Raw genomic sequence first — 25,598 nt, 5'->3', positions numbered from 1 at the left:
GGTCAACAAAATAAGTTTTTAATAATTGCATAAGATTGTATGGATGATTACTGATCTTTGTTTATAAAAAAATTACCAAAAAGCAACTATCACTATATTTTAGTAATTATCGAGTTAACGTTTGGTTAACGGTAGTGGTCATTTGGCTATTTTTTATACAGACAAATGTTTATTATTCCACAGAAAATTTTCAAATTCTACTGCTGGTAATGGACGACTAAAGAGAAATCCTTGCATGGCATCACATTTATTTTGCTTTAAAAAGTATAGTTCTGATTCTGTTTCTACACCTTCAGCCACTACTTGCATATTCATATTGTGTGCCATTTCTATTAAAGCTTTGGTAATGGCAGATTTTTGTTTATCCTTAGCAACATTATGAATAAAGTACCTGTCAATTTTCAGTGTATTAACTGGCAAATTTTTGAGATAAATCAAAGAAGAGTAACCTGTACCAAAGTCATCAATAGCAAGCCTAACACCTAGAGATTGCAATTCATTCATGGTGAAAATTGCACTATTTAGGTCTTGCATAATCATGCTTTCAGTTAATTCTATTTCCAAATAATGTGGTGCTATATTATTGCTTTTTAAAGCTTCAGTAATTCTCTGAATTAAATCTGGTTTATTAAATTCCATTGCTGATAAATTCACAGAAATGGTTAAGAAATCCACTCCAGAATCATGCCAACTTTTGATTTGGTGACAAACATTAGCTATTACCCATTGACCAATTGGCACAATTAAACCTGTAGACTCTGCTAATGGAATAAATTCCGAAGGGGAAACAAAACCTAATTCAGGACTGTTCCAACGTAATAAACTTTCTGCTGCAACTATTTTTCCTGAAGCAATATCAACGATAGGCTGATATTGCACCTCAAACTCTGGAAATTTTTGTTGTTGAATAACTTTATGTAGACTCATCTCTAGCAACTGAGTTTTTGGAGATGAGACTTTAATGCCATTGTGATTGATTAAGTACTTTTTTAAAGTGGCTTGTCTTTCTAAACGATTCATCACAGCACTGAGTAATTCTGCCCTGGTAAATGGTTTAGTTAGGTAGTCATCTGCCCCCATATCCATACCTTGGCGGAAATCTGCTTTGGCAGATTTTGCCGTGAGGAAAATGAAAGGAATTGTTGCCGTTAATGGTTCTTGGCGTAATGCTGATAATACCCCATAACCATCAACTTCGGGCATCATCATATCGCACAAAATTAAATCAGGAAATTCTGCCAATGCTAAATTTATGCCAATGCGTCCATTAGCAGCAGACACGGTATGAAAATCTTCAGCTTGTAGCAAATCTAAAATATTTTCCCTGACTGATTCTTCATCTTCAATTACTAAAATTTTAATCATTTTTGACCTCTTCGTTTATTGATTGTTTTAAAGGAATATTCACAGTAAATAGAGTACCAACTTCTGGGTTACTAGAAACAGATATTTCACCTTGATGAATATCTACACATTTTTTGACGATTGCTAATCCTAACCCTGTACCTAAGATATTGCCAACATTTTTGGCTCGATAAAATGATTCAAATAAGTGTGTAATATCTTCTGCTGGAATACCAATACCCCAATCTTGAACTTCAAATACTGCACATCGATCTCGACAATAAAATTTAACTTGAACATTACTGTTAGCTGGAGAATATTTAATTGCATTAGAGATTAAGTTAATAAGAATATGTCCTAATAATTTTTCATCCATGCAACATGACATGGATTGATGTTCACTGATAAAATTAACTTGCTGATTATTCAGGTTTAGCTGGATTTCTTCCACTAAATTTTGACAATAGGCGACGACATCAAGGGGTCTAGGCATAAACTCTAGTTTCCCGGCTTCTGCCTTACCAATGATTAAAATGTCATTTAACATTTCCGTCATCCGCTTGACGGCAGTTTGAATACGATGTAAATGGGTGAGTTGTTTTTCCTCTGTCCATTTGTGGCGGTAGTGTTCTAGTAATTCAGAAGAAGATAAAATGGTACTTAACGGCGTGCGGAATTCGTGGGAAGTCATGGAGACGAAGCGAGATTTAAGTTCGCTCAATTCTTTCTCTTTTTCGAGTGCTACTTTTAAGTATTCTTCGAGTTGTTTGCGGTCTGTAATATCTATTAAGTAACCGACCATTTCCACTGGATTATTTGTGTCATCTTTTACTACTCGTCCTTGGTCATATATCCAATGATATGTCCCATCTTTGTGTAAAAATCGATATTCTAATTTGTAAATTTCCTCCTCTAAGACGCTAGAAAGTTTTCTCAAGATTGCTGGTGCATCTTCTGGATGGATATGATTAGACCAAAAGTCGGAATTTTCTGTAAATTCTTGGGCTGGATAGCCAGTTATGGTGGTGATGTTGTCACTAACAAAAATACTGCCAAAATCTCCACAGGTTTTACAGGTATAAATCACAGCAGGGCTAGATGTCAGTAAATATTGTAGTCGCTGTTGGCTGACCAGTAGTGCTGTTTCTGCTTGTTTACGCTCTGTGATATCTGTTTGAATGCCGATGTAGTGGGTAAGTTGACCCGTTTGATCATAAACAGGGGAGATGTTTAACTCATTCCATAAGAGGCTGCCATCTTTGCGATAGTTGCGGAGAATCACAGTGCAAGCTTTACCTGCCTGCATGGCCGTACTCAGTTCTCGTAATCCTAGTTGATCGATATCTGCACTTTGGAATAAACGGAAGTTTTGTCCTATCACTTCGTCTGAAGAGTAGCCAGTCATGCGCTCAAAGGCAGGATTAACATAGATAATGGGTCTGTTGGGAGTGCTAGCATCAGCAATAATGATGCCATTACTGCTAGCATCGATCGCCCGATCGCGTAATTTTAAACCTTCTTCTACTTGCTGGCGTTTGGTTATGTCTGTATGGATACATACAGTACCTATTATTTTACCATTGCTGTCTCTAATGGCATCTGACCTAAGATCAACTTGTAATAGGCTACCATCACGCGATCGCATGGCCACTTCACCCCGCCAAGATTCCCCTTTCATCACCCTAGCCATTATTTCTTGTTGCTTTTGAGGCTCCTGGAAAACTGTGCATACCCCCCCTGCCGCTTGTAATTGCTCTAGATTATAACCGTATAATTCCTGAAAACTTGGGTTAGTATAATTACTTATATTAAAAATATCACCAAAGATAATAGCATCACTTGTACTTTCCATCGCTTTGTGGAAACGGAGAAGCGAATCTTCTGCCAATTTACGCTCTGTAATGTCTGTAGAAATGCCACACATCGCATAAACGATGCCATTGCGGTCTTTTAAAGGAAACTTAATACTTAAATATGTATGTAGACCATCTTCGTGGGGAACCACTTCTTCAACTTCTATAGCCATCCCAGTGGTAATCACTTGACGGTTATTAAAGGCATATTGATGAGCAATATCATTAGGCCAAGTCTCATATACACTTTTGCCGACGATTTCAGATTGAGTGGTGTGGAATAGTTGTTCATACTGTCGGTTCACCAAGATAAACCGATTTTGCAAATCCATGACATAAATTATCGCTGGGGAGTTATCCAAAATTACTTGTAACTGCTGTTGAGTTTGATATAAATTCGTTTCTACTTCCTTACGAGCAGTGATATCTCGATCCATCCCGCGATAACCACAAAATTTCCCCTCCGCATCAAAAACCGGCACTCCACTGGTTTCGAGAACCACTAAACAACCGTCTTTACGAACATTGGTGTTCTCAAGACATTTAAATGGCTGTTGTGCTGCCATAAAGGAAGTAAAAATCTTTATGACACGTTCTGCTTCTGTTGGTGGCATCATGTCTAAGGGACTTCTACCCAATAATTCTTGTGGTTCGTAACCTAAAATATCTTTGACCTTAGGGCTAACGTAGGTATAGATAGCGTTTTCATCAACTTCCCACACCCAATCACTACTAGTTTCAACTAAGTTGCGAAACCTTTCTTCACTATGCCTGAGCGCTGCTTCCGTTTGTTGACGCTTGATACCAATAGCAATCTGATTAGCGGCAATCCCCAAAGCTTGGAAATGAGATTCACTGAGTGCTTGACAAGAAAACATGGCAATCACCCCTAGTGTCTCATTTTCCACAATTAAGGGATAACCGGCAAAGGCAACCATTCCTTCTTGCTTGACCCACTCCGGGTTACTAATAAGCGGATCTGTTTGTACACAATTGGTGAGGTGAGGCTTTCCTACTTGGGCGATTAAACCGATTTTGCATTGACCGACTGGTATACATCTATGAGACCCATCTAGGTGGGTGTATCTGCCTGAACTGACTTGTAATTCCAGTAAATTTTCTTGTTTATTGAGTATCCAGATTCTAGCAAAGGCGGCATTGAGATGTTTAACTACTGCATCAGCAGAGCCGCGCATTAAATCCTGTAAGGTGTAACTTTGAGTGAGAATGGTATCAACTTCTGAGCGAAAGTCTGACAATTTTACCCTTTCTGCCAGGGCTTCTTCTGTCTGTTTGCGATCATCAATATCTGTATTTGTACCGAACCAATTGATGATATTACCTTGAGAATCGCGTAGTGCTAAGGCGCGTCCTATGTGCCAGCGATAGGTTTGATCCGTTGTCCTTAACCAGCGAAATTCTACATCTAAGGGTTCACCAGTGGCTACACAATGCTGCCAAATTTCCAAGCAATGGGGGCGATCATCAGGATGTATCCATTGCTGCCATTTCCAGCCTAGTATGGACTCTGGCTCATTACCAAAGTATTCCAGGGTGCGTTGGTTGACATATTCAATGTAGCCGTCTGGTTGAGCTATCCATACCTGTTGCGGGATAGATTCTGCCAAAAATCGAAACCTTTCTTCACTTTTTTCCAAAGCTTCTTGTACCTGCTTGCGTTCAGTAATATCTTCAAAAGTGCCGAGAACACCAACAACATTACCTTCAGGATCATGAAGAGGAACTTTATTTGTTTCTAGCCAAATTTGTTGCCCATCTGGTGCCAGCATGGGTTCAATAATATGATATTCAGGGTTATTGGTTTCTATGATCCTCGCGTCACATTGGCGGTAAAGGTCTGCATTTCGTGGATCGGGTAGAAAATCATAGTCGGTTTTACCGATAAGATTTTCTGGATGCTCATAACCTACCATGATGGCAAAGTTACGATTACAGCCCAAAAAGACAGAATTTCGATCTTTCCAAAAAACACTATGTGGAATAGTATCCATAACTAGCTGCAACATTTGTTGAGATTGCCGTAGTTGCTCTTGAGCAATTTGGCGATCGCTAATTTCTGCCAGCAGTTGTCTATTTGCTTTCTGTAAAGCTAAGGTGCGCTTTGCTACTCGCCTTTCTAACTCTTGGTTAGCTTGTTCTAGTGCGTCTTGTGCCTCCACTCGGTCGGTAATATCCGTCGAAATGCCAATCATCCGCGAAGGTTTACCTGTTGTGTCCGTGAGAACTGTAGATTTCGAGAGAAACCATTTATATTTAGATGGTTGCCCTGCTACTGGCAGCCGATGTTCTATTTCTAAACAACTACAATTGGCGATCGCTTCTTGTGCAGCCGTATCCACTCTTTCCCTGTCCTCTGGATGGAAAAAGGCTAGAACCTTGCTATTAGTTAATCCTTCACTATCTCCAAATTCAACAACAGGATTGAGAAAGAATAACTGGTCATTACTAAGATTTCGCTCCCAGTAAATTGTGTTGGTCGCCTCTAGTGCTAGTTTGAGCCTGTTTGTACTCTCCTCTAATGCAGCAAAATATTGCTTGTGTTCAGTAATATCTATACAAGAATTAATATAACCAGCGAAATCACCATTAGATGTAAATTTGGGAACCCCAATATTTAGTAGCCAAAGGTACTCTCCATTCAATCCTAGTAGGCGATATTCCACCGAGAAAAACTGATGAGTATAAAAAGCTTGTAAGTAAGCATCTAAAAAACCTTGTAAATCTTCTGGATGCACCCTTTCTGACCAATTTTTACCTATTTCTTGTTCTAGGGTACTGCCAGTCAGTTCTAACCAAGCGTTATTAAAAAAAATACATGATGTATCTGTAGCGGATATCCAAATTAATATTGGCGCGGTATTAGCTACACGCCACAGGCTCTTTTCACTAGCCTCAATCGCATCTTGAGGATTAACTACTGCTGACTTTAGCAACTGAAAATCTTGCAGTGAGGTTTCTAGTTCTTCTTGGCTATTCAACTCCGTTACTGCTCCCAGAGCTTGATAAATACTTTCAGAGGTAATTGTTCCCATTAGTTGCTCTTGTTCATCAACCACTAACAAGCAACACGATTGATGTTGACGTAACAGAGAAATGATTGCCCCTATATTTTCAAATTGTCCAACCCGGAAAAATATGATTGAGGTGTTCATCACCTGCGAAATTGTGGTTGTTCGCAAGTCAACACCCAAGGCTACCAACTTGACCACATCTCTTTCTGATAACCACCCTAATATCTGAGTATTGGCGACCACAACAATAGCAGCACCTTGCTTTGCCATTTGGGAAACTGCATCTGACAATGGCATTTCCGGCTCAACCGTCAGTGGCGAAAGGTCAATAACCGACTCTAAGCATTGTGGCCAGCAAAGTTGAGGTAGAGATTGCATAGAGCATTAAAATGGTTACTATCAGAGAATCATTAACTACAGCAGATACTTTATTTATCTTCTAATATTTTTATGCTAAATATTAATATTTGGAGTATAAATACTAGATAGTTTGTATTAAGAAATACAACACTCAGTCTCTTTATGGCGCTGCGCGTGTCAGTTGTCAGTTGTTGAAAGGATCTGGTTTAATACCCCATCCCAAGAGTGGGTGGTTTTTAGGCGTTTTCTTGAAAAGTTGCTCCTCTTGGGTAGAACCCAGGACTGCACTTTTCGCTTTGCCACTGACTACTGACAAAAACTCCATTTCCTTGTGGGTGGAGTTTTTATGATTAACTTGTTTCTGTTAACTGTCAATAGTCAACGAGACGTGGAACTGGTGCCGCTATTCTCATACCAATTTAAAATTCGTCTTGAAAAGTTCTGTAGGCGGGTTTCCCGCCTACAGAACTTTTGTCTACGACACGCTACCGCGAACGCAAAATTAAAAATTAAGAATCAAGACAGGACAAGCATTTGAGGCTGTATATCTATCCTCAGTTGCTGATATTCGCGGACGAGTCTTTAATACTCGCGGACGAGTCTTTGATATTCGCGGACGAGACGCGCTAGTAAGTTGGGTAGAGGAAGCAATTTTGGGTCGACGAACTACTAGTGATGCTGATAGTTGGAAGTGGTTTTTGTTAGGCTTGTGACATCAGGTTTAATTACCCGCCTAGCAATTAACTTGGCAAACAGAGGTGTACTATGGCTCATGTAAATCTTCGTCGCCCCCAAAATACTAACGGCGATTTTTATGTAGATACCACCTGCATTGATTGTGATACCTGTCGCTGGATGACACCGGAAGTTTTTCATCGTGTTGATGAAATGTCGGCAGTATATCATCAACCAACAAACGAAACAGAAAGATTAGCAGCACTGCAAGCACTTTTATCTTGTCCCACCAGTTCCATTGGCACAGTTGAAAAACCCAAAGATATCAAAATTGCCCAGGAAAGTTTTCCTATTTTAGTGGCTGAAAATATTTATCACTGTGGCTATCATTCGGAAAAATCCTATGGTGCGGCTAGTTATTTAATTCAACATTCACAAGGAAATATTTTAGTAGATTCTCCTCGATTTACACCGCCTTTAGTAAAACGAATAGAGGCGATGGGGGGAATTAAATATATGTATTTAACTCATCAGGATGATGTGGCAGATCATCAAAAATTTGCTGAACATTTTCAGTGTCAGCGTATCTTGCACACCGATGAAATTTCTGCGGGAACTCGGAATGTAGAAATCCAGTTAACTGGTTTGGAACCATTCCCTTTACAACCAGATGTATTAATTATTCCCGTTCCTGGACATACTAAAGGACACACAGTTTTACTATACAAAAACAAGTTTCTGTTTACGGGTGATCATCTTGCATGGTCGGAAAATCGGCATCAATTGACTGCATTTCGTGATGTATGCTGGTATTCTTGGGCAGAACAAATTAAGTCCATGCGCCGATTAGCTGATTACTCATTTGATTGGGTATTACCAGGGCATGGACGACGCTTTCATGCTGACGTTGAGACAATGCGTCAGCAAATGCACAAGTGTATTGAGCTAATGACTGATGAGCGTCAACCTTTAACCTTTAACAGTTAACAGTTAAGATTGATTTGGTATTTTGAATTGCCTCTATGGTTACTCTGTCCCCCAACCTACAAGCTAGACTTTCCCAACCCCTAAAAATCGGCTCCTTTGTAGTTAAAAGCCGAGTCCTTCAGTCGCCTTTATCGGGGGTGACAGATATGGTATTTCGTCGCTTGGTACGTCGCTATGCACCAGATTCGATGATGTACACGGAAATGGTGAATGCTACGGGTTTACACTATGTCAAGCAGTTACCAAAAATCATGGAGGTAGACCCCAAGGAGCGACCGATTAGCATTCAATTGTTTGATTGTCGTCCCGATTTTTTGGCAGAAGCAGCAATCAAAGCCGTGGCGGAAGGCGCTGATACGATTGATATCAATATGGGGTGTCCGGTAAATAAAATTACCAAAAACGGTGGTGGTTCCTCTTTATTACGACAGCCGGAAGTTGCAGAAGCCATCGTGCGGGAAGTAGTAAAAGCTGTTAATGTGCCGGTCACAGTCAAAACCCGGATTGGTTGGAATGACAGAGAAATTACCATTCTCGATTTTGCCAAGCGGATGGAAGATGCGGGAGCGCAAATGATTACGGTGCATGGACGCACCCGCGCTCAAGGTTACAATGGTAACGCCCGTTGGGAATGGATAGCCCGTGTGAAAGAAATACTGTCCATCCCGGTGATTGGTAATGGCGATATATTTTCTGTGGAATCGGCGGTGAAATGTTTAGAAGAAACGGGTGCTGATGGTGTGATGTGTTCCCGTGGGACTTTGGGTTATCCCTTTTTGGTGGGAGAAATTGACCATTTCTTCAAGACTGGTGAACTCTTGCCAGCACCAACCCCAATTCAACGTTTGGAATGTGCCAGAGATCATTTACAAGCCTTATGGGAATATAAAGGCGATCGCGGTGTCCGTCAAGCCCGTAAGCACATGACTTGGTATGCTAAGGGTTTTGTCGGTGCGGCTGAGTTGCGTGGACAATTAAGTCTGGTGGAAACAGTGCAACAAGGTTTAGATTTGATTGACCAAGCCACTGAAAAGCTAACTCATGGTTATGAACTTGTAGAGGAAGGAAGTAATTTTCAAGTAGCTTAAGGCAATAAATAATTGTTAAGCGATCGCGGCATACTATATTCTCAAAGTGAATCAAACTCAGTGCAACTCAATTGTTAGGTTCATTACATGAGACTGTATAAGCGAATCCATCCCATATCAATGACTCTGGCGTTTTCATTGTCTGCGGTGCAAGGTGTATACGCACAAAGCACAGATGTCACAAGCGAGCCGTTTATCCAAGCTGCACTAACGCTGATGACATTTGACTACTTCGCCACAAAATGCAAGCAAGGTAGTGGTTTTACGCCTAGTCATGCTGCCAAAATCGAGGCTTGGCAAACCGCAAACGGTGTCGGACAGCTTCGGTTGCATCTGCGTGAACTTGATCGATATCCCACCCAAAAGCAGAAACTTGAGCAGGCTGTGGTTCAAGTCACGGAAAAAATTGCAGAACAGGGAACTAATCTTGATGCGTGTAATTTAGCACTGTTGGTGTCTGATCTGCCCAATGCACAGTTCGCCACGGTGTCACCACAACTTCTTGCACCAAGTAGCCCGTCTAAAGTACCCCAAAAAGTTGTTCCATCCCCTACCAACACCTTTAGAGTTACTTCTTCCCCGTCAGACAGCAAAACTCTAGCTCAAATTGATCGCTTCGGCTTCAATTCTCGGACGGTAATGGGTATTGGTGGTTTTTTGACCACAGATATTTATCCGGTTGTTCTCTTTCGCAACGGTGATGCACTTACTGATGTCAAAGGGCTTTCCTTTGCAGGTGGTATTGAAGCTCATAAACGCGCACATCCTGGTAAATGGACACGTTGGCGTCGTCAAGGTGGCAAACTGCAACTTGCACAAAAGGGTAAATGGAACGCTTTATCCTTCCCAACAACCTACCCGAAATTGCCAGATAACTTCAAGTTGGATGGACTCTTTCGCTCACTCTCTGGCACAGGGACAGTCGCAATTGGAGGTAGTCAGTCTGTTAGCGCTTGGAGGGACTATCGTTTCTGGGCTGATGGCCGAGTCGTGCGTGGTGGCGGTGCTGGTGGACGCACGGAAGGTGGTGGCTCATCAACTGTCACTAGCAGCACCGCACCAAATCAGCGTGGTCGTTATCGTGTCCAAGGACTAACTCTACAAATTACCTACGAAGATGGCTCAGAAGAACGTCGTATCTTGATCACTGATCCAAAAAATTCCCAGAGTGCCATTTGGCTTGATGGCATTGGCTATACACGGCGGAAGCAATGATTTCATCGGATTTTTATCATAACGTTACACTAGGAAAGTAAAGAAATGTAACTAAATTAAATCTGGCGATCGTGGAAACAATTACCTTAGGGAAAAATGGCCCTACCGTTACACCCCTTTGTATTGGAACTTGGGCTTGGGGAGATAAGCTGTTTTGGAATTATGGCAATGGCTACGGTTCAGAACAGTTGCAAGAAGCATTCACCGCCGCTTTAGAAGCTGGTGTTACCTTCTTTGACACAGCAGAAGTTTACGGACTAGGACTATCAGAAGAACTATTAGGGCAATTTGTAAAACAGGCAAAACAACCTGTACAAATTGCCACAAAATTTGGCCCCTTACCTTGGCGATTTTCAGGACAATCTGTTTCTGATGCTTTAACAGACAGCCTCAAGCGACTGCAACTTGAGCGTGTGGACTTGTATCAGGTGCATTGGCCATTTACTTTTTTGTTAAGTCAAGAAACTTTAATGAACACCTTAGCCGATGAAGTGAAGCGGGGAAGGATTGCTGCCGTGGGTGTGAGTAATTACTCAGCTTCCCAAATGCGCCAAGCTCACCAAATATTAGCCGCTAGGGGTGTACCTTTGGCAGTGAACCAAGTCCGCTATTCTTTAGTAAGCCGCCAAATAGAAACTGAGGGGATTGTTGCAACTGCCCGTGAGTTGGATGTAACTATTTTGGCTTACAGCCCCTTAGCACAAGGTTTACTTACAGGAAAATATTCTGCTGACAGTGATGAAGTTCCAACTGGTGCTAGAAGTATAGACCCAAGATTTAAGAAAGAGGGATTGCAAAAAATTGCCCCAGTGATATCTTTACTACGCAGCTTAGGGGAAAAATACGATCGCACTCCTGCCCAAGTTGCTTTAAATTGGTTAATCGCTCAAGGTAACGTAATTCCCATTGCTGGAGTGAAAACTGCCCAGCAGGTAAGACAAAATGCAGGCGCTTTAGGTTGGAGATTAAATGATGAGGAAGTTCAGGAGTTAGAAAAAGTTAGTCGTCCTTGGAAATAGCGCTTAGGGATTGGGGACAAAAAAAGTAAAAAGTAAAAATCTTTTATCTTTTTACTTTTGCCTTTTTACTTTTGCCTTGGATTGGGGACTGGGGATATGAACACAAGCAACCTGTCCCAATCTCACTCAAACACAGGCGGCCAAATTTCTGATACTGTTAACTCCCAACCTGGAAGTAAATCAGGTAATGTCAATTTATCGTTATTTTGTAAAATTACTGGCTCTTGATTAATTCTGTAAACAGTTAATGTTAATTTATCTGGGTCGATGAGAATCCCCACCGTAGACCCTAGTTGTAAAAATAATTGAATTTTTTCTTCCAGTGGCTTGATGCGGTCTGATTTAGATTTAATTTCTACCATCAAGTCAGGGACTAATTCCACAAAATCACGCTTGCTGATTTTTAGTCTCTCCGCACGCACAAAAGATACATCAGGAGCGCGGAGATTACGCTTTTCTATATCAGCTTCGATGCCATTTTCCGTTTCCAGTCTAGGCAGAATAAAACCAGCGCTAGAACCAGTTACCCGTCCTAACTTACGTGGGCGAACCCAGTTGCCAAGCAATCGAATTAACTCAGCGCCGATTTCTTCTGAAATATAATCTGATGGCCCCATAACCAAAATACTTCCGTCCACCAGTTCCATCTGCCATTCTGGATGTTCAGCTTGTAGCTGCTCTAAATCTGAGATTGTGAACATAAGATGAGAAATAATCCATTTATATCTATGTTCCTACAAGCTGATCAAAACAGTTAGCTATCTTAGCTAAGTTCAAAGTCTTATGACTAATGACTAAGAAGCTGATTCTCTAGCAGCAGGTGAACCCAACTTAGGATTGCTAGGTGTAGCGGAAGTTTCACGACGGCCAGTCCGTAATTTTGGTTTGGGAGTACCGCGTCTTTCGTCGTCGCTGTTGTTATTGTCAGATTTGTTCCAATTGGAACGACCTCTGTCACCGGAAAACTCACGACGCTTACCGCCTAGTTTGGGTTTAGGAGTAGATGCGACTTCTTCGGGAATCTCGGCATCTGTACTTAACCAAGCAGGACGAGTTTGATCGTAAGCGATTTGTAGCGCTGCTGCGGCGATCGCTTGAGCATCATATTTTTCGATCAATTCGCTGACAATGGGTAAGAAGGAAGCTAAACGCTCACCAGCTAAGGCTTCTCTGACTTGCTCTTGCAATTTCAGGATGTGGCGTGCTTCGATTTGCGCCCGTGTGGGAATGGAAAGCAATTGCCAATTTTGGCGGACATGACGCTCGAAAATTTGCTGTTTGCGACGCTCAAAGGGTTGTACTAAGGTAATTGCTGTACCTTCTTTACCAGCACGACCAGTACGACCGATCCGGTGGACGTAGGTTTCGACGCTATCGGGTAGGTCGTAGTTGATCACATGAGATAGTTGATCGACATCTAAACCCCGTGCAGCAATGTCAGTTGCTACTACCCAGCGAACTTGACGGCTGCGGAACCGAGTTAATAACCGTTCCCGTGCTTGTTGGGACAGGTCACCATGATATTCGTCTACACTGTGACCGGCTGCTTGCAGTTGGCTGGTGAGTTCGGCGGCTGTACGTCTGGTGCGGACAAAGATTAAAGCTGTTTCTGGATCTTCCATTTCCAGAATTGGCTGTAAGGCTCTGGCTTTTGTCCAGTGACGGGGGATGAGATAAGCTACCTGATTGATTTTATTGGGGGTGGCTTTTGGCTGCTCGACGGTGACTGTGACGGGCGATCGCAAAAACTTGTTGACCAACATCCGAATTGATGGTGGCATGGTAGCTGAGAATAAAGCTGTCTGACGGTCTTGGGGTGCTTGAGAAAGAATTTTCTCCACATCGTCGATAAAGCCCATGCTTAACATTTCATCGGCTTCATCCAAAACAAACCACTTGACTTGATCTAGCTTCAGGTTACCCCGTTCTAGTAGGTCAATTACTCGCCCTGGTGTACCGACGACGATATGCACGCCGCGTTTGAGTTGTAGCATTTGACGGTCAATTGATTGACCACCGTAAATTGCTAAAGTCCGTAATCCACTGTTACCAACGAATTGCGCCATTGCATCGTGGACTTGGATTGCTAATTCGCGGGTTGGGGTTAAAACTATGGCTTGTACTGCTTTTTGTTGAGGATCTAATCGCTCTAAAATTGGCAGTGAAAATGCTGCTGTTTTACCTGTACCTGTTTGTGATTGACCAACTACATCCCGTCCTGACAACAGTTGGGGGATAGCTTGGGCTTGAATGTTTGTTGGTGCAGTAAAACCAAGTTTTTCTAAGTGTTCTACGCGTTCTTGGGAAATTCCTAGTTCGGGAAACGATAAGTTCATCAACTCTCCTAGATTTTGCTTTTTTACTTTTAGACTTGTAAACCGAAACGTTGTACTACTGATCAGCTATCAGTTATGACTGACAACTTGACCAAACAGGTCATACTCATCAGCACTGTGAATTTTCACAGGGATAATGGTTCCTAGCTTCGCCTCGCCATCAACGTAGACCTGACCATCAACTTCTGGAGAAAATCTGCCAGAACGACCAATTAATTTCCCACTTTCAGGATTTTCTTGCTCAATCAGGACTTCAACGGTTTTGCCGACTTCCTGCTGATTTTTTCGCCAAGAAATGGGTTGCTGGAGTGCCATGAGGCGATCGCGGCGTTCATCCATCACCTCTTGGGGCAGTTGATTTGGTAACTTGTAAGCGGGGGTTCCCTCTTCTGCGGAAAAGGTAAAAACACCTACATGATCAAACTCATGCCGTTGGACGAACTGTAGTAAATGCTCAAACTGTGCTTCTGTTTCTCCAGGGAAGCCCACTATAAATGTTGTCCGTAACACAGCACCTGGAATGGCTATCTTGAGGCGCTCGATGATTTCATCGTTGACTCGCCCTTGCCAGGGACGGTTCATGCTACGAAGAACTTCACTATGAGAATGTTGTAGAGGCAAATCTAGATATGGTAAGACGTTTGGCGTTTCTTGAATTGCCGCTATCACATCCGGGGTTAATCCAGTGGGATAGGCGTAGTGCATCCTAATCCACGGTACATTAATTTTCCCTAAAGCACGCAATAGTTCGGCTAATTTGGGCTTACCATAAATATCCAACCCATAGTTGGTGGTGATTTGGGAAATAAGAATGATCTCTTGCACCCCTTGGGCTACTAGTTGCTCGGCTTCAGCAACTATAGATTCTATAGTACGCGATCGCTGGTTTCCGCGTAAGTGGGGAATTATGCAAAATGCACAACGGTAATCACACCCTTCGGCTACTCGCAGGTAGGCTACACCTTCGGTAGTAGTTCGATAGCGTGGGGTCGTTTCATCGGCGATATAGGTTGGCTCGGCGCTAACTAGTGTAACCCGTTCGCCTTGCTCTGCTCGCTCAATGACGCTAACTATTTTATGGTAGTCCCCTGTACCAACTACAGCCACTGCTTCGGGTAGCTCTTCCAATAATTGTGTTTGGAAGTGCTGCGCCATACAGCCCGTAATTACAATTTTTTTGTTGGCTTCTGCGAGTTCTACTAAGGTTCTAACCGATTCTTCCCTGGCTGATTCGATAAAACTACAAGTATTGACTATTACGTAGTCGGCTAATTCTTCATTTGTATCTACACCATAACCTGCTTTTACCAGCAGGCCTAACATATGTTCTGTATCAATTCGGTTTTTCTCACAGCCCAAGTGAGAAATTGCTATTGTCGGCTTTTCACCCATATTTTGAAAAAAACTTCCAGTCTTTTCTTGTTATTAAACACAAAACGCGATAGTCTTGCTTTTTTCCTCCGCACCCTTGACTGACAGCGATCTGGTGGGGTGTATCCACAGCCAAAAACTGCCTTGAAACCTGTGACCTTGACTATTTCAGGTCGTGTTATGATATTTTTATTAGTTTGTTTCCCAGGGTAATTTTGAGTGTCTTGAGATAAATCCGACACCTTTAAGTTTTTTAACAATTCGCCTATTGGTATTTTACATTACCGCAGCGTATGCGTTGTTAATTTACCCATCGGGAAGCCGCCCAAAGGGCTGGTTGTGAGAAGTCGCTACCCTCAGGGAAATCGCACTTGCGACTACGCCCAATAAAGCAGTAATGCTACCCTAACGATCAGGCTTGACCTACATGAATCGCAGGTGATGTGCCTAAACCACGGGAAGCTGCCTTGCGTGTTGTGAGTGGCAAACTCCTCTTGTAGCCAGGTTTTATCTTAACATATCTTATGGTAAGTTTTGCGCCAAATTCTGTCTTCAGGAGGAGGTAGTAAAATATCCTGCATAAAACGAAATTTAATGATGTGGGCTGGGGGTGAGGGAGATAAGGAACATAGGGGAGATAAGAAAGATGAAGGAAATGAGGGAGAATTTTTTTGAATACCCAATCCCCATTACCCAATCCCCAGTACCCAATCCCCAGTACCCAATCCCCAATCCCTGACAATAGTTAAAGACGTGGACTTATATCAACTATTTAAAACTCGCACACCGATTATTGGCGTGGTTCATCTGCTCCCACTGCCTACCTCACCCCGTTGGGGAGGAAGCCTGAAAGCAGTGATTGATCGGGCAGAACAAGAAGCCACGGCTCTGGCTAGTGGCGGAGTGAACGGTATTATCGTAGAGAATTTTTTCGATGCGCCGTTTACTAAAAATCAGGTTGATCCAGCCGTTGTTAGCGCCATGACTGTTGTCGTGCAAAGAATACAGAATTTGGTGACATTGCCGGTCGGTCTAAATGTGTTGCGAAATGATGGAAAAAGTGCGATGGCGATCGCTAGCTGTGTCCGCGCCCAGTTTATTCGTGTCAACGTTCTAACTGGGGTGATGGCGACAGATCAAGGATTAATTGAGGGAGAAGCCCATGAATTATTGCGCTATCGGCGAGAATTGGGTAGTGATGTACAAATCCTGGCTGATGTCTTAGTCAAGCACGCTAGACCACTGAGTTCACCAAATCTGACTGTTGCGGTAAAAGACACGATTGAGCGGGGTTTGGCAGATGCGGTGATTTTGTCTGGCTGGGCTACTGGTAGCCCCCCCAATCAAGAAGATTTGGAATTAGCTTGTGATGCTGCCAATGGCACACCCGTATTTATTGGTAGTGGGGCGAGTTGGGAAAATATTGCTACACTGTTGCAGGCTGCAAACGGTGTAATTGTTTCTAGTTCACTCAAACGTCACGGTCGAATCGAGCAACCAATTGACCCGATTCGCGTCAGCCAATTTGTGGAAGCTGCTCATCGGAGTTGGAACTCTAAAGGTGAGAGCAAATCGGTTTCCTCAATCACTATACATTCGTAATTGCTGGGGACTGGTGACTGGGAATTCTTTTAGTCTCCAATCCCTAATCCCCAATCCTTAATACCCAATCGCAATTTATGATTCGCCGCCGTTCTACTCCTTGGATTCATAAATGGTCGCGTCTAATAATTGCCGCGATCGCCGGATTTGGCGCTCTCAATACCGGTTATCTAACTATAGAAAAGTTAACAGGAGGTAGCCCTGCTTGTGTAGCACAAGCTGGTGCTAAGGGTTGTACTGATGTACTTTCCAGCCCCTGGGCAACAATTTTAGGACAGCCATTAGCCTTGTTTGGGTTTCTAGCATACACCAGTATGTTGGTGTTAGCGTTAGCACCTGTTGTTTGGAAAGGTGGAGACAACAACAGCCGCAAACAACTAGAAAATGTGACATGGTGGCTACTGCTGGTAGGTGCGATCGCCATGTCTGTTTTCAGTGGCTATTTAATGTATTTACTGGCATTTGAAATTAAAGCTCTGTGCCTTTATTGTATTAGTTCGGCTTTATTCTCCCTCAGCCTTTTGGTGCTAACAATTCTTGGGCGCTCTTGGGAAGATATCGGACAAATATTATTTACTGCTTTGATCGTGGGCATGGTAACGCTGATAGGTACTCTAGGCGTTTATGCAGGTATTAATAAACCAGATGTTACGTCTTCTAATATACCTCCTGGACAGGTAGCACCTTTTGTCCCCAAAACCAATCCTAACCCAGAATTTGGCTGGGAAATTAATAGTACTTCTGGTGAGGCAGAAATCGCCTTAGCACAGCATTTAGTTAAGGTAGGTGCTAAGGAATATGTAGCGTATTGGTGTCCTCACTGCCATGACCAGAAACTACTTTTTGGGAAAGAAGCTTACCAAATCATCAGTGACAACATTAAGGTAGAGTGTGCTGAGGATAGTCCCAAGGGTCAGCCAGAATTGTGTCGAGCTGCAAAAATACAGGGTTTCCCCACTTGGATTATCAATGGTCAAACCTATAGTGGAGTGCAGAACCTCTCAGAATTAGCCAAAATCACAGGTTATACAGGGCCAAGCAACTTCAAGTACTTTAGGTAACTTCTACAAATCATCCCAGTCCAGACACAAATAAATATGACAAATAAAACAGTCAACTGGTTGATAAGCGTAAGTCACCTGTTGACTGTTTTATTTTCTGGAAGTCCCTTAACGCGGTAGCGTCTCGTAGAGAAGCCTTTCCTGCGGGAATGCTACGCAGGCTTAAGCCTAACCGTAGGGTAACTAGCTTTTTTCATAAAAAAGATGGCAATTGTAACTAAGTGAAAATATACTATTGACAAATAGTATTTAGACTAAGCTTGTGTCTATGAATAATAAAATATCAATCACACAATTAATTGTTATCTATACCAGGCGATATTATCCGGATAGATATTATTTAGATATACATATTCCATACAAGTCAGTCTAGTTTATGTTGATATGTAAGAAGTCGAAATTCAGGTGACATCATTCACAATCATGAAGAAATAAATGCCTAAAATTATATTTTTCTTCTGATTATTTAACTTGGATCTCAAGACTCTTCTGATTTTGAGAATTTTGGATTGATATTTATCAGCAATAGAGACAATTATCCCACTTAGGTATTGGGAATGAATAAGCAACTAGGGAATCCTCTTGTGAGGTTAATTCTGGGACTAAAGCAATGGCTGAGTCGAGGACGGAGAGAATTCATTACTGCTTCCATCGTTTTGGTTTGTGTCCTGATGATGCGTTCTATAGGATTACTGCAATCCGTAGAATTGGCTGCATTAGACCAATTTTTTCGCCTCCGACCAAACGAACAGCCTGATAATCGCATTACTATCGTCGCCATTGATGAAGCTTCTTTAAGTCAAGGATTCCCCATTCCTGATGGCATCATTGCTAATTTATTAAAGAAATTACAAGCCAATCAACCCCGTGCTATTGGTTTAGATATTTATCGAGATTTACCAACCAAAGATGGTTATGAAAATCTAGTTGATACTTATAAAACAATACCGAATTTAATCGGCACGCAATTATTATCAAATAATAAAAGTTATAAAGTTGCGCCGCCACCACAATTAAATTCCCAACAAATAGGTTTTAATAACTTACTTTATGACCCTGATGGCAAAGTACGCCGAATTTTGTTGTATTGGCATATTGGTGAAAATTATTATGAAAGCTTTGCTTTGAAGTTAGCTTTATTATATTTAAAATCAGAGAAAATTCTTCCTAAAAAAGCGGCTAGCAACCCGGAGTATTTACAGTTAGGTAAGTCAGTTTTTCCTCGATTTAAAAAAAATGATGGCGCTTACGTTGGAGCCGATGACAAAGGTACTCAAATTCTGTCTAATTTTCCTAAACCAGGTTGTCGAAATTCGTCTTCAGATTCCTGCGGCTTCCACCGGGTGAGTATGCTAGATGTGCTAGATGACAAAGTTCCGCGCAGTTTGATAGAGGATCGCATTGTCTTAATCGGCTCTACTGCTCCTAGCCTCCAAGATTTTGTATTTATTCCCTATTCAGGTCGTTGGATGGGAGCAGCAAAACCGGTGGCGGGGATTGAACTGCAAGCTTATTTTATTAGCCAGTTAATTTCTGCGGCTTTGGACGGAAGACCTGTATTAAAGGTTTGGTCTGATTTTTGGGAATACTTGTGGATTTTTGCTTGGTCATATTTAGGAGCAGTAGTAGCATGGCGAATAAGGGGAACGATTCCCAGTATCGTGGCAATACTTGTTGCTTGTTGCTTGCTTTGTTTAGGTGCTTATCTAGCTTTTTTATCAGGGTGGTGGATACCGTTAATTCCAGCACTGGTGACCTTAGTTGGTTCAGTCATTTGGATGATTAATTATCTTGCTCATATGCAGGAAGAGTTAAAGCGTTCCAAAGAATTTTTGCAGCAAGTAATTGATACGATCGCTGACCCAATTTTTGTAAAAAATGAGCAACATCAGTGGATTGTTTTAAATAAAGCTTACTGTCGATTTATTGGTTATCCTGAGAGTTTTTTAGTCGAAAAGTCAGATGTTGATTTTTTCCCTAAACATGAAGCTGATGTTTTTCGACAGCAAGATGAGTTAGTGTTTGAAACTCAAAGACCTCAGGAAAATGAGGAAGAATTTACTGATGCTTATGGGAAAACTCATTTAATTGCTACTAAGCGATCGCTCCACAAGGATGCGGCCGGTAATTTCTTTTTAGTTGGGGTGATTAGAGATATTACTCAGCGCAAAATCATGGAGGAAGAACTCAAGCGCACAGCAGCTGAGTTGTTTCGCTCTAATAATGAATTAAAACTGAAAGAAGACCATCTGCGTTATTTAGCTTATCACGACGCTTTAACTGGTCTTCCGAACCGTAAATATTTTGCGGAACAACTTTACGAATCTATTAACTGGGCAAAAGATAATAATTTATCCCTTGGACTCCTATTTATTGACTTAGACGGCTTTAAGCAGGTTAATGATAGCCTTGGTCACGAGATGGGCGATCGCTTGTTAGTGGTGATAGCTCAAAGACTTAGCAATTCTTTACGCGCTAGTGATACAGTGGCTCGCTTAGGTGGCGACGAATTTACCGTCATTTTACAGGCAATACCTAACGTGCAGGTAGCAGCCAAAGTCGCTGAAAAAATTCTAGCGAATATCACTGAGCCAATTGTTTTGAACGGGTGTACTGCCAAAGTTTCCGTGAGTATTGGTATTAGCATTTACCCAGAAACAAGCTTAGATCCTGATACATTGCTAAAAAAAGCGGATGCTGCTATGTACCGTGCTAAACATTTAGGAAAAAATCGCTTTGAATTGGCGGATAGGGTAAATACTGAGTTCTGAGTCAGGAACTTCTAAATAATTTTTGAATTTTGTTGGCGCAACCTTTCTGGCGCGGATGCTACACAGGAGTAAAACTACTTATAGAGTATTTTGAATTTTGAATTTATTACTGTCGGATAGTCATGATAGTTACTTAGATATTGAACAGCACAACTAGTCTTAGCCAGACATATTATGAAATTTTACTGATCTCTGTAAAGCCAATCTTTAAAAAGAATGATTATAATGGTCGTTCTCTCCCTAAATTTTACATATTCTTAAGATTATGAATTTATGAAATTTAGATGAGCCTGCGTAATGTTACGTAAACCGCTACTATGAATGTGAGTATTTACACTATGAATTGTTAAAAAATAATTAAAAAAATATGATGTTGATATTTCTCCTGTGGTAATTAATGAACATATATAACTTTTGACGGAGAAATAACTATAACCAAAGACCGGTGAAAATAACTGGCCGTAAGTTATATTGCTTAACTATTGAGTACCTTTCTGTGTCAATTCTTGAAAGGATGCGACTCTTCACGGTGTTTTAGTTAAGTATTTCTCTGTCTCACCAATAAAATTACCCAGTGTTTAATTTTTGGGAAAAATCCTTTTCTCTTTTGTAAAAAAATAAACAACCTGTAGATAAATCAGAAATTTAAAAATAATTCCCCAAGCATATGAAAACCAACTGGACAATTATCGGTGTTGTGATATTTTGCATTAGTGCCAGCCTAATTATTCCCAAGGTGGCAGATGCCAATGGCAACCAGAGTCATGTTTCCTTGGCTAGCAGTTCTAGGGATATAAGCACGATACCGAGCCAATCTGAGCAAAAACCACAAGATTTGGAAGAATCTTATGTTCCACCAAATTACGGTGGGCCAGATAGCCAGCATGGTAGCGGTACTCGCTAAATATTGATTTTTTCCAGGGTTTTATAAGCTAACAAGCACGGTGTGGACTATTTGACTAAATAGTTCCGTAGCTGCGGTAATTTGCGCCTAACACCGTGAAAAATTTAAATCCAGAGTGATTACCTGGAAATAAATATCAATTTGCTATCAGTATTTATTTGTGTCTATTGGAAGTCAGTATAACGCCGTGTGCAACTTTCTCTCAAACCTAACCCCCAACCCCTTCCCTGCAAGGGAAGGGGAGCAAGATTCAAAGCCTCTCTCCGCTTCGGGGAGAGGTTTGGAGAGGGGTTTCAAAAATAAGTTGCACATCGCGTAGTATATGGAACTTAAACACTTAGTTGAATATACTTAAGCATTATTTAAGATTTCATAATCGGAGATTGCCACCATTGGTGCTTTTGTACTAGAGAGTGGACTTGCCAATCAGGATTTGAGTGGGGATAGTCTAAACGGAAGTGTCCGCCACGGCTTTCAATTCTAAAAGCAGCGCTTTTGAGTATTAAATAGGCAACATCGAGTAAATTGCCTGTTTCTGCCCAGAGTCGTAGTTGTTGGTCGGTATCTGAAAAATTACAGCTAACTGGCTCGTTTGGTTGTAGAGATAACAAAAATTGGCTTAAAGGCAGCGCTGCAAAATCCTGTTGCCAAGATTTTACAGTAGCGATCGCCACAGATAAAGTAGACTGTTCTCGACAAATACCAGCGCTTTGCCAAACTAGACGCGGTAACTTTTCTCGCAGTATGGCTAATTGTGATTGCTGGTGTTGCCACTCGCTGGCATCAATCTTAAATTCTCTTGTGGGTAAGGCTGGTGTTTCTGTATGCTGTATCAAATCTGCTGGCGTGAGATTTGCTAGTTGCGCGCCAAAGACAATACACTCCAGCAATGAATTACTTGCTAAACGATTAGCACCATGTACACCTGTACTAGCGGTTTCTCCCACTGCATACAATCCAGGTATATTAGTTTGATTCTTTAAATTGGTGGCAATACCACCCATCCAATAATGGGCGGCTGGGGCTACAGGAATTGGTTCGCGGAAAACATCTATACCCCAACGCTGACAAACCTTAACAATATTAGGAAACCGGAGACGAATCTTGTCTTCGGGGATGGGGCGCATATCCAACCACACATGGGCTGTGGCAGGATCGACAGCAGTGCGTTGTAAATGACTAAATATAGCCCGACTCACAACGTCTCTGGGTGCTAATTCTCCAGCCGGGTGATAGTCAAAAGCAAATCGCCGCCCTTCATTATCTACTAGGTGTGCGCCTTCACCACGGACTGCTTCACTAATCAGGAAACGGTCTGCACCTGGTTTAGTTAAGGCTGTGGGGTGAAATTGGACAAATTCTAAGTCCCGGAGAATAGCCCCAGCCCGCCATGCAATTGCAACTCCATCGCCAGTACTGACCGCCGGGTTTGTGGTTTGGGCAAATACTTGACCACCGCCACCAGTCGCCAGGACTACAGCCCCAGCCCTGACCCATGTAATTGCACCTTGATAAAACAGGCTGATTCCTTGACAATGACCAGTTTCTGGTTCCAGCCAAAGACTCAAAGCCAAAGCTTGCTGAATTACTTGGATATTGGGACGACGTAATACTTGATCCGTGAGAGTAGTTGTGACTTCCCTACCTGTAGTGTCGGCGGCGTGAAGAACACGGTTACGAGAATGGGCAGCTTCTAAAGTTAATGCTAAAGCTTGTCCGTGTCGGTCAAAAGCAACTCCCAAGTTAACCAAAGATTCGATACATTTGGGGGCTTGTTGAGCCAGAAATTCTACGGCTGCAACATCACACAAGCCTGCTCCTGCTTGAATTGTATCTTCAATATGTAGAGAAGGAGAATCATTAGGGGCGATCGCAGCAGCTATACCACCCTGCGCCCAATCACTAGCAGATAAAGCAACAGTTTCTTTGGTAATCAAGCCGACTCGTAAGGATTCTGGCAGACACAATGCCGTATACAGTCCAGCCGCACCAGCACCGACCACTAAAACATCAAATTGGCTAGGAAACTCTATTTGTGACAAGGTTAGAAATCTGGGTAATGGGTAACGGGTAATGGGTAATGAATAATGGGTAATCACCAATCACCAATCACCTATTACCTATTACCTATCCCCTGATTTAATAATAAGACTCCCACCCCCTGGGATAGAGAGTGGGTTAGTCTTGTTGACGGAAAATACAAATTGGGTTATCTGTAAATACCGTTGTTAAAGCGATCGTCTCCTTCGTTGAAGGCAGGTTCTAGTTCTGTGACGGTGAATTTATCAAAATTAGACTGTAAGAGTTGTTTTTGACCATCGCTTAATCCTGGTAGATTCAAGACATCCTCTACCTTGCCGTAAGGAGCATTCTGGATAATCTTTTTAGCCAGAGTGGGATATAACCCTGGATATTGTTGAAAAGCTCTTACGTTGGTATTGTTCAAATCGATTTTTTCACCGAATTCTGTTGCTAGTTTGGCATCTGCCCGATTTTGTCGTTCAATTGCCAAAACTGGGATTTGAGGAACCAAAAAACTTTGTAAACTGCCAGCTTGGGCAATTTGAGTTGTTCCTAACCATCCCCAGCAGCCTAGCAACAAGCTAAATACTGTTAATAAACGCACCAATCCTTTCACGATTTTTTTACCTCTTTCCATCAAACTGAAACAACAGCTTTAAGCAAAAAGCCTTCAAAAATATATAGTAGAGACTTTGCGTACAACGTTTCTACTGTTTATGAGAAGCTAATGACTTAATCAACACACAGCAGCCATCAGAAACTAATATACAGCTTATTAATGCTCACAATATTTGTTTAGGGGTGTGGGGGTTTAGGGGTTTAACACCATTACACCCAATCTAAACAGCCTCTTGTGGGTAGCTGTCTTTAATTTTGTTGGTGTAGCCTTGCCGTAGGCTATTTTGAATTTTGTAGCTTGAGCTTCCCGTAGGGTATTTTGAATTGAATTATGCTGTCAGGGCGGCTATTAAAAATAAGCTGTCTACCAAAATTGTACTTAAGACTGCTCCACCGAAAGCGTACCAGTGTCGCTGCTTTTTAGTTAAGGGTACAGTTCCCGCTATTAGTAGTACCAAACCCAGAATAACTGCCCACGATATACCCCAAGGTGTTTGCACTTGGCTAACAGCTGCTTGTAAAATGGGCGACACGTTTTCAGGTTCTACTACCATGATTTGCCGCCAGTAGGGCATTAAATCTACTAAATAAAAATACACATCTGTTAAAACTGTGCCGAGTAAGGAACCTAAATAAAACCAGTTACCTACTTTGCCCCAGTTGCGTAACAAACACCAACAAGCAAATGGTAATCCTATAGACTCTACTGGTAAATGCCACAAAGGTTCCCAACGTAGCCAACCCCAATAAATTCCCCCTGCTAGCCAACTCCAGCTAAAGCCTAAAAGCAAATCTCCCCATACATAGGTTGCTGGACGGGACATTAAAGTAAAACTTAGCCACACCCAAAATCCTGTGAGAGCTAAACTCAATGTGGGCAGCGATCGCACTAATGGCGCTTCTATAAATACTGGTACTGATACTAAAAACACTGCTGCTGCAAACACTAGCCATGTTTGCCTAGACACTAGGGCTAAAGGCAAAGAAGGAGATGCTTGTAGTGTTGATTCCAATTCTTTAATATTCTTCTGTCCAGTTTCGCCTTGCGGTAGTTCCGTAATCCCTGGAGTGGTAGAAGTTGCGTAAGATGCCAAAATATTATTAATCAAAGTTTTAATAATTGTTACTAATCTTTATATTACTCAAAATACCATACTCAATAATCCCCCCTGGGGGCATATTTATACTACCACGTATGAGGAGATGGGGCGCAGGGGAAAGAACTAATAACAATTGACGATTGACTATTGCACCGCAAGCTGTAACATGAGATGCTTTGTTGGGTTATTTTCCTGGGGACTTATCTAGTTAGCTGTTTATTTAACATAAGTTGCTAGTTA

General features: G+C 41.9%; 16 protein-coding genes. 8 read left to right on the top strand and 8 right to left on the bottom strand.

All coding sequences use genetic code 11. The features are described from left to right. Positions 1 to 153 precede the first annotated feature (153 nt). Together ACN222_RS06105 and ACN222_RS06100 are read right to left on the bottom strand one after the other, a co-directional pair. Complete coding sequence (locus ACN222_RS06105) at positions 154 to 1,365, bottom strand: EAL domain-containing response regulator (RefSeq protein WP_010995402.1); 1,212 nt, start codon at positions 1,363 to 1,365, stop codon at positions 154 to 156. Further along, positions 1,358 to 6,607 carry a PAS domain S-box protein gene (locus ACN222_RS06100; RefSeq protein WP_010995401.1) on the bottom strand — a complete coding sequence of 1,750 codons (5,250 nt, stop codon included), beginning with the start codon at positions 6,605 to 6,607 and terminating at the stop codon, positions 1,358 to 1,360. Before ACN222_RS06100 ends, ACN222_RS06105 begins: the two co-directional genes overlap by 8 nt. Before the next feature lie 747 nt (positions 6,608 to 7,354). Here ACN222_RS06100 and ACN222_RS06095 point away from each other — a divergent pair. From ACN222_RS06095 to ACN222_RS06080, 4 genes are all read left to right on the top strand, one after another. Next, positions 7,355 to 8,251 carry an MBL fold metallo-hydrolase gene (locus ACN222_RS06095; protein ID WP_010995400.1) on the top strand — a complete coding sequence of 299 codons (897 nt, stop codon included), beginning with the start codon at positions 7,355 to 7,357 and terminating at the stop codon, positions 8,249 to 8,251. A gap of 35 nt (positions 8,252 to 8,286) precedes the next feature. Then, entirely contained in the window at positions 8,287 to 9,339 is a 1,053-nt protein-coding gene (gene dusB, locus ACN222_RS06090; protein ID WP_096637249.1) for a tRNA dihydrouridine synthase DusB, read from the top strand. A gap of 120 nt (positions 9,340 to 9,459) precedes the next feature. Continuing rightward, a complete protein-coding gene (locus ACN222_RS06085; RefSeq protein ID WP_010995398.1) occupies positions 9,460 to 10,554 on the top strand; it encodes a hypothetical protein in 1,095 nt (364 codons plus the stop codon). A 71-nt stretch (positions 10,555 to 10,625) separates the two neighbouring features. Beyond that, the gene (locus ACN222_RS06080) at positions 10,626 to 11,573 is read left to right on the top strand and encodes an aldo/keto reductase (protein WP_010995397.1); all 948 of its coding nucleotides are present in this window, start codon (positions 10,626 to 10,628) and stop codon (positions 11,571 to 11,573) included. A 122-nt stretch (positions 11,574 to 11,695) separates the two neighbouring features. Here the strand turns inward: ACN222_RS06080 and ACN222_RS06075 are convergent, their stop codons facing one another. From ACN222_RS06075 to rimO, 3 genes are all read right to left on the bottom strand, one after another. Continuing rightward, complete coding sequence (locus ACN222_RS06075; RefSeq protein ID WP_010995396.1) at positions 11,696 to 12,274, bottom strand: Uma2 family endonuclease; 579 nt, start codon at positions 12,272 to 12,274, stop codon at positions 11,696 to 11,698. Positions 12,275 to 12,367: 93 nt separating this feature from the next. Further along, entirely contained in the window at positions 12,368 to 13,909 is a 1,542-nt protein-coding gene (locus ACN222_RS06070) for a DEAD/DEAH box helicase (RefSeq protein ID WP_010995395.1), read from the bottom strand. Between the two features lie 69 nt (positions 13,910 to 13,978). Continuing rightward, a complete protein-coding gene (gene rimO, locus ACN222_RS06065; protein ID WP_010995394.1) occupies positions 13,979 to 15,301 on the bottom strand; it encodes a 30S ribosomal protein S12 methylthiotransferase RimO in 1,323 nt (440 codons plus the stop codon). Between the two features lie 732 nt (positions 15,302 to 16,033). On the opposite strand from rimO, the gene btpA reads away from it, so the two are divergent. The 4 genes from btpA (at position 16,034) to ACN222_RS06045 (ending at position 21,618) form a co-directional block, all read left to right on the top strand. Beyond that, positions 16,034 to 16,882: a photosystem I biogenesis protein BtpA gene (gene btpA / locus ACN222_RS06060; protein WP_010995393.1), complete on the top strand. Its 849-nt coding sequence runs from the start codon at positions 16,034 to 16,036 to the stop codon at positions 16,880 to 16,882. Between the two features lie 77 nt (positions 16,883 to 16,959). Then, on the top strand, positions 16,960 to 17,943 hold the full coding sequence (locus ACN222_RS06055; protein ID WP_010995392.1) for a vitamin K epoxide reductase family protein: 984 nt from the start codon (positions 16,960 to 16,962) through the stop codon (positions 17,941 to 17,943). A gap of 557 nt (positions 17,944 to 18,500) precedes the next feature. Continuing rightward, entirely contained in the window at positions 18,501 to 20,714 is a 2,214-nt protein-coding gene (locus tag ACN222_RS06050; protein WP_010995391.1) for a CHASE2 domain-containing protein, read from the top strand. Between the two features lie 667 nt (positions 20,715 to 21,381). Next, positions 21,382 to 21,618, top strand: coding sequence for a hypothetical protein (locus ACN222_RS06045; protein ID WP_010995390.1), 237 nt, complete (start codon positions 21,382 to 21,384; stop codon positions 21,616 to 21,618). Positions 21,619 to 21,980: 362 nt separating this feature from the next. Here the strand turns inward: ACN222_RS06045 and nadB are convergent, their stop codons facing one another. The 3 genes from nadB to ACN222_RS06030 form a co-directional block, all read right to left on the bottom strand. Next, positions 21,981 to 23,660 (bottom strand): L-aspartate oxidase, encoded by a 1,680-nt coding sequence (nadB, locus tag ACN222_RS06040; RefSeq protein ID WP_044522801.1) that lies wholly within the window; start codon positions 23,658 to 23,660, stop codon positions 21,981 to 21,983. Positions 23,661 to 23,827: 167 nt separating this feature from the next. Next, positions 23,828 to 24,256, bottom strand: coding sequence for a photosystem II complex extrinsic protein PsbU (psbU, locus tag ACN222_RS06035; protein ID WP_044522799.1), 429 nt, complete (start codon positions 24,254 to 24,256; stop codon positions 23,828 to 23,830). A 331-nt stretch (positions 24,257 to 24,587) separates the two neighbouring features. Continuing rightward, positions 24,588 to 25,367, bottom strand: a complete 780-nt coding sequence (locus ACN222_RS06030; protein WP_190449609.1) for a DUF3120 domain-containing protein — start codon at positions 25,365 to 25,367, stop codon at positions 24,588 to 24,590. Between the last annotated feature and the right edge of the window lie 231 nt (positions 25,368 to 25,598).

The sequence above is a fragment of the Anabaena sp. FACHB-595 genome, assembly GCF_048568275.1.
In the GTDB taxonomy this organism is placed as follows: Bacteria; Cyanobacteriota; Cyanobacteriia; order Cyanobacteriales; family Nostocaceae; genus Trichormus.
Note: the sequence above shows the minus strand (reverse complement) of the source record. Positions and strands in the feature narration are given on the sequence as shown.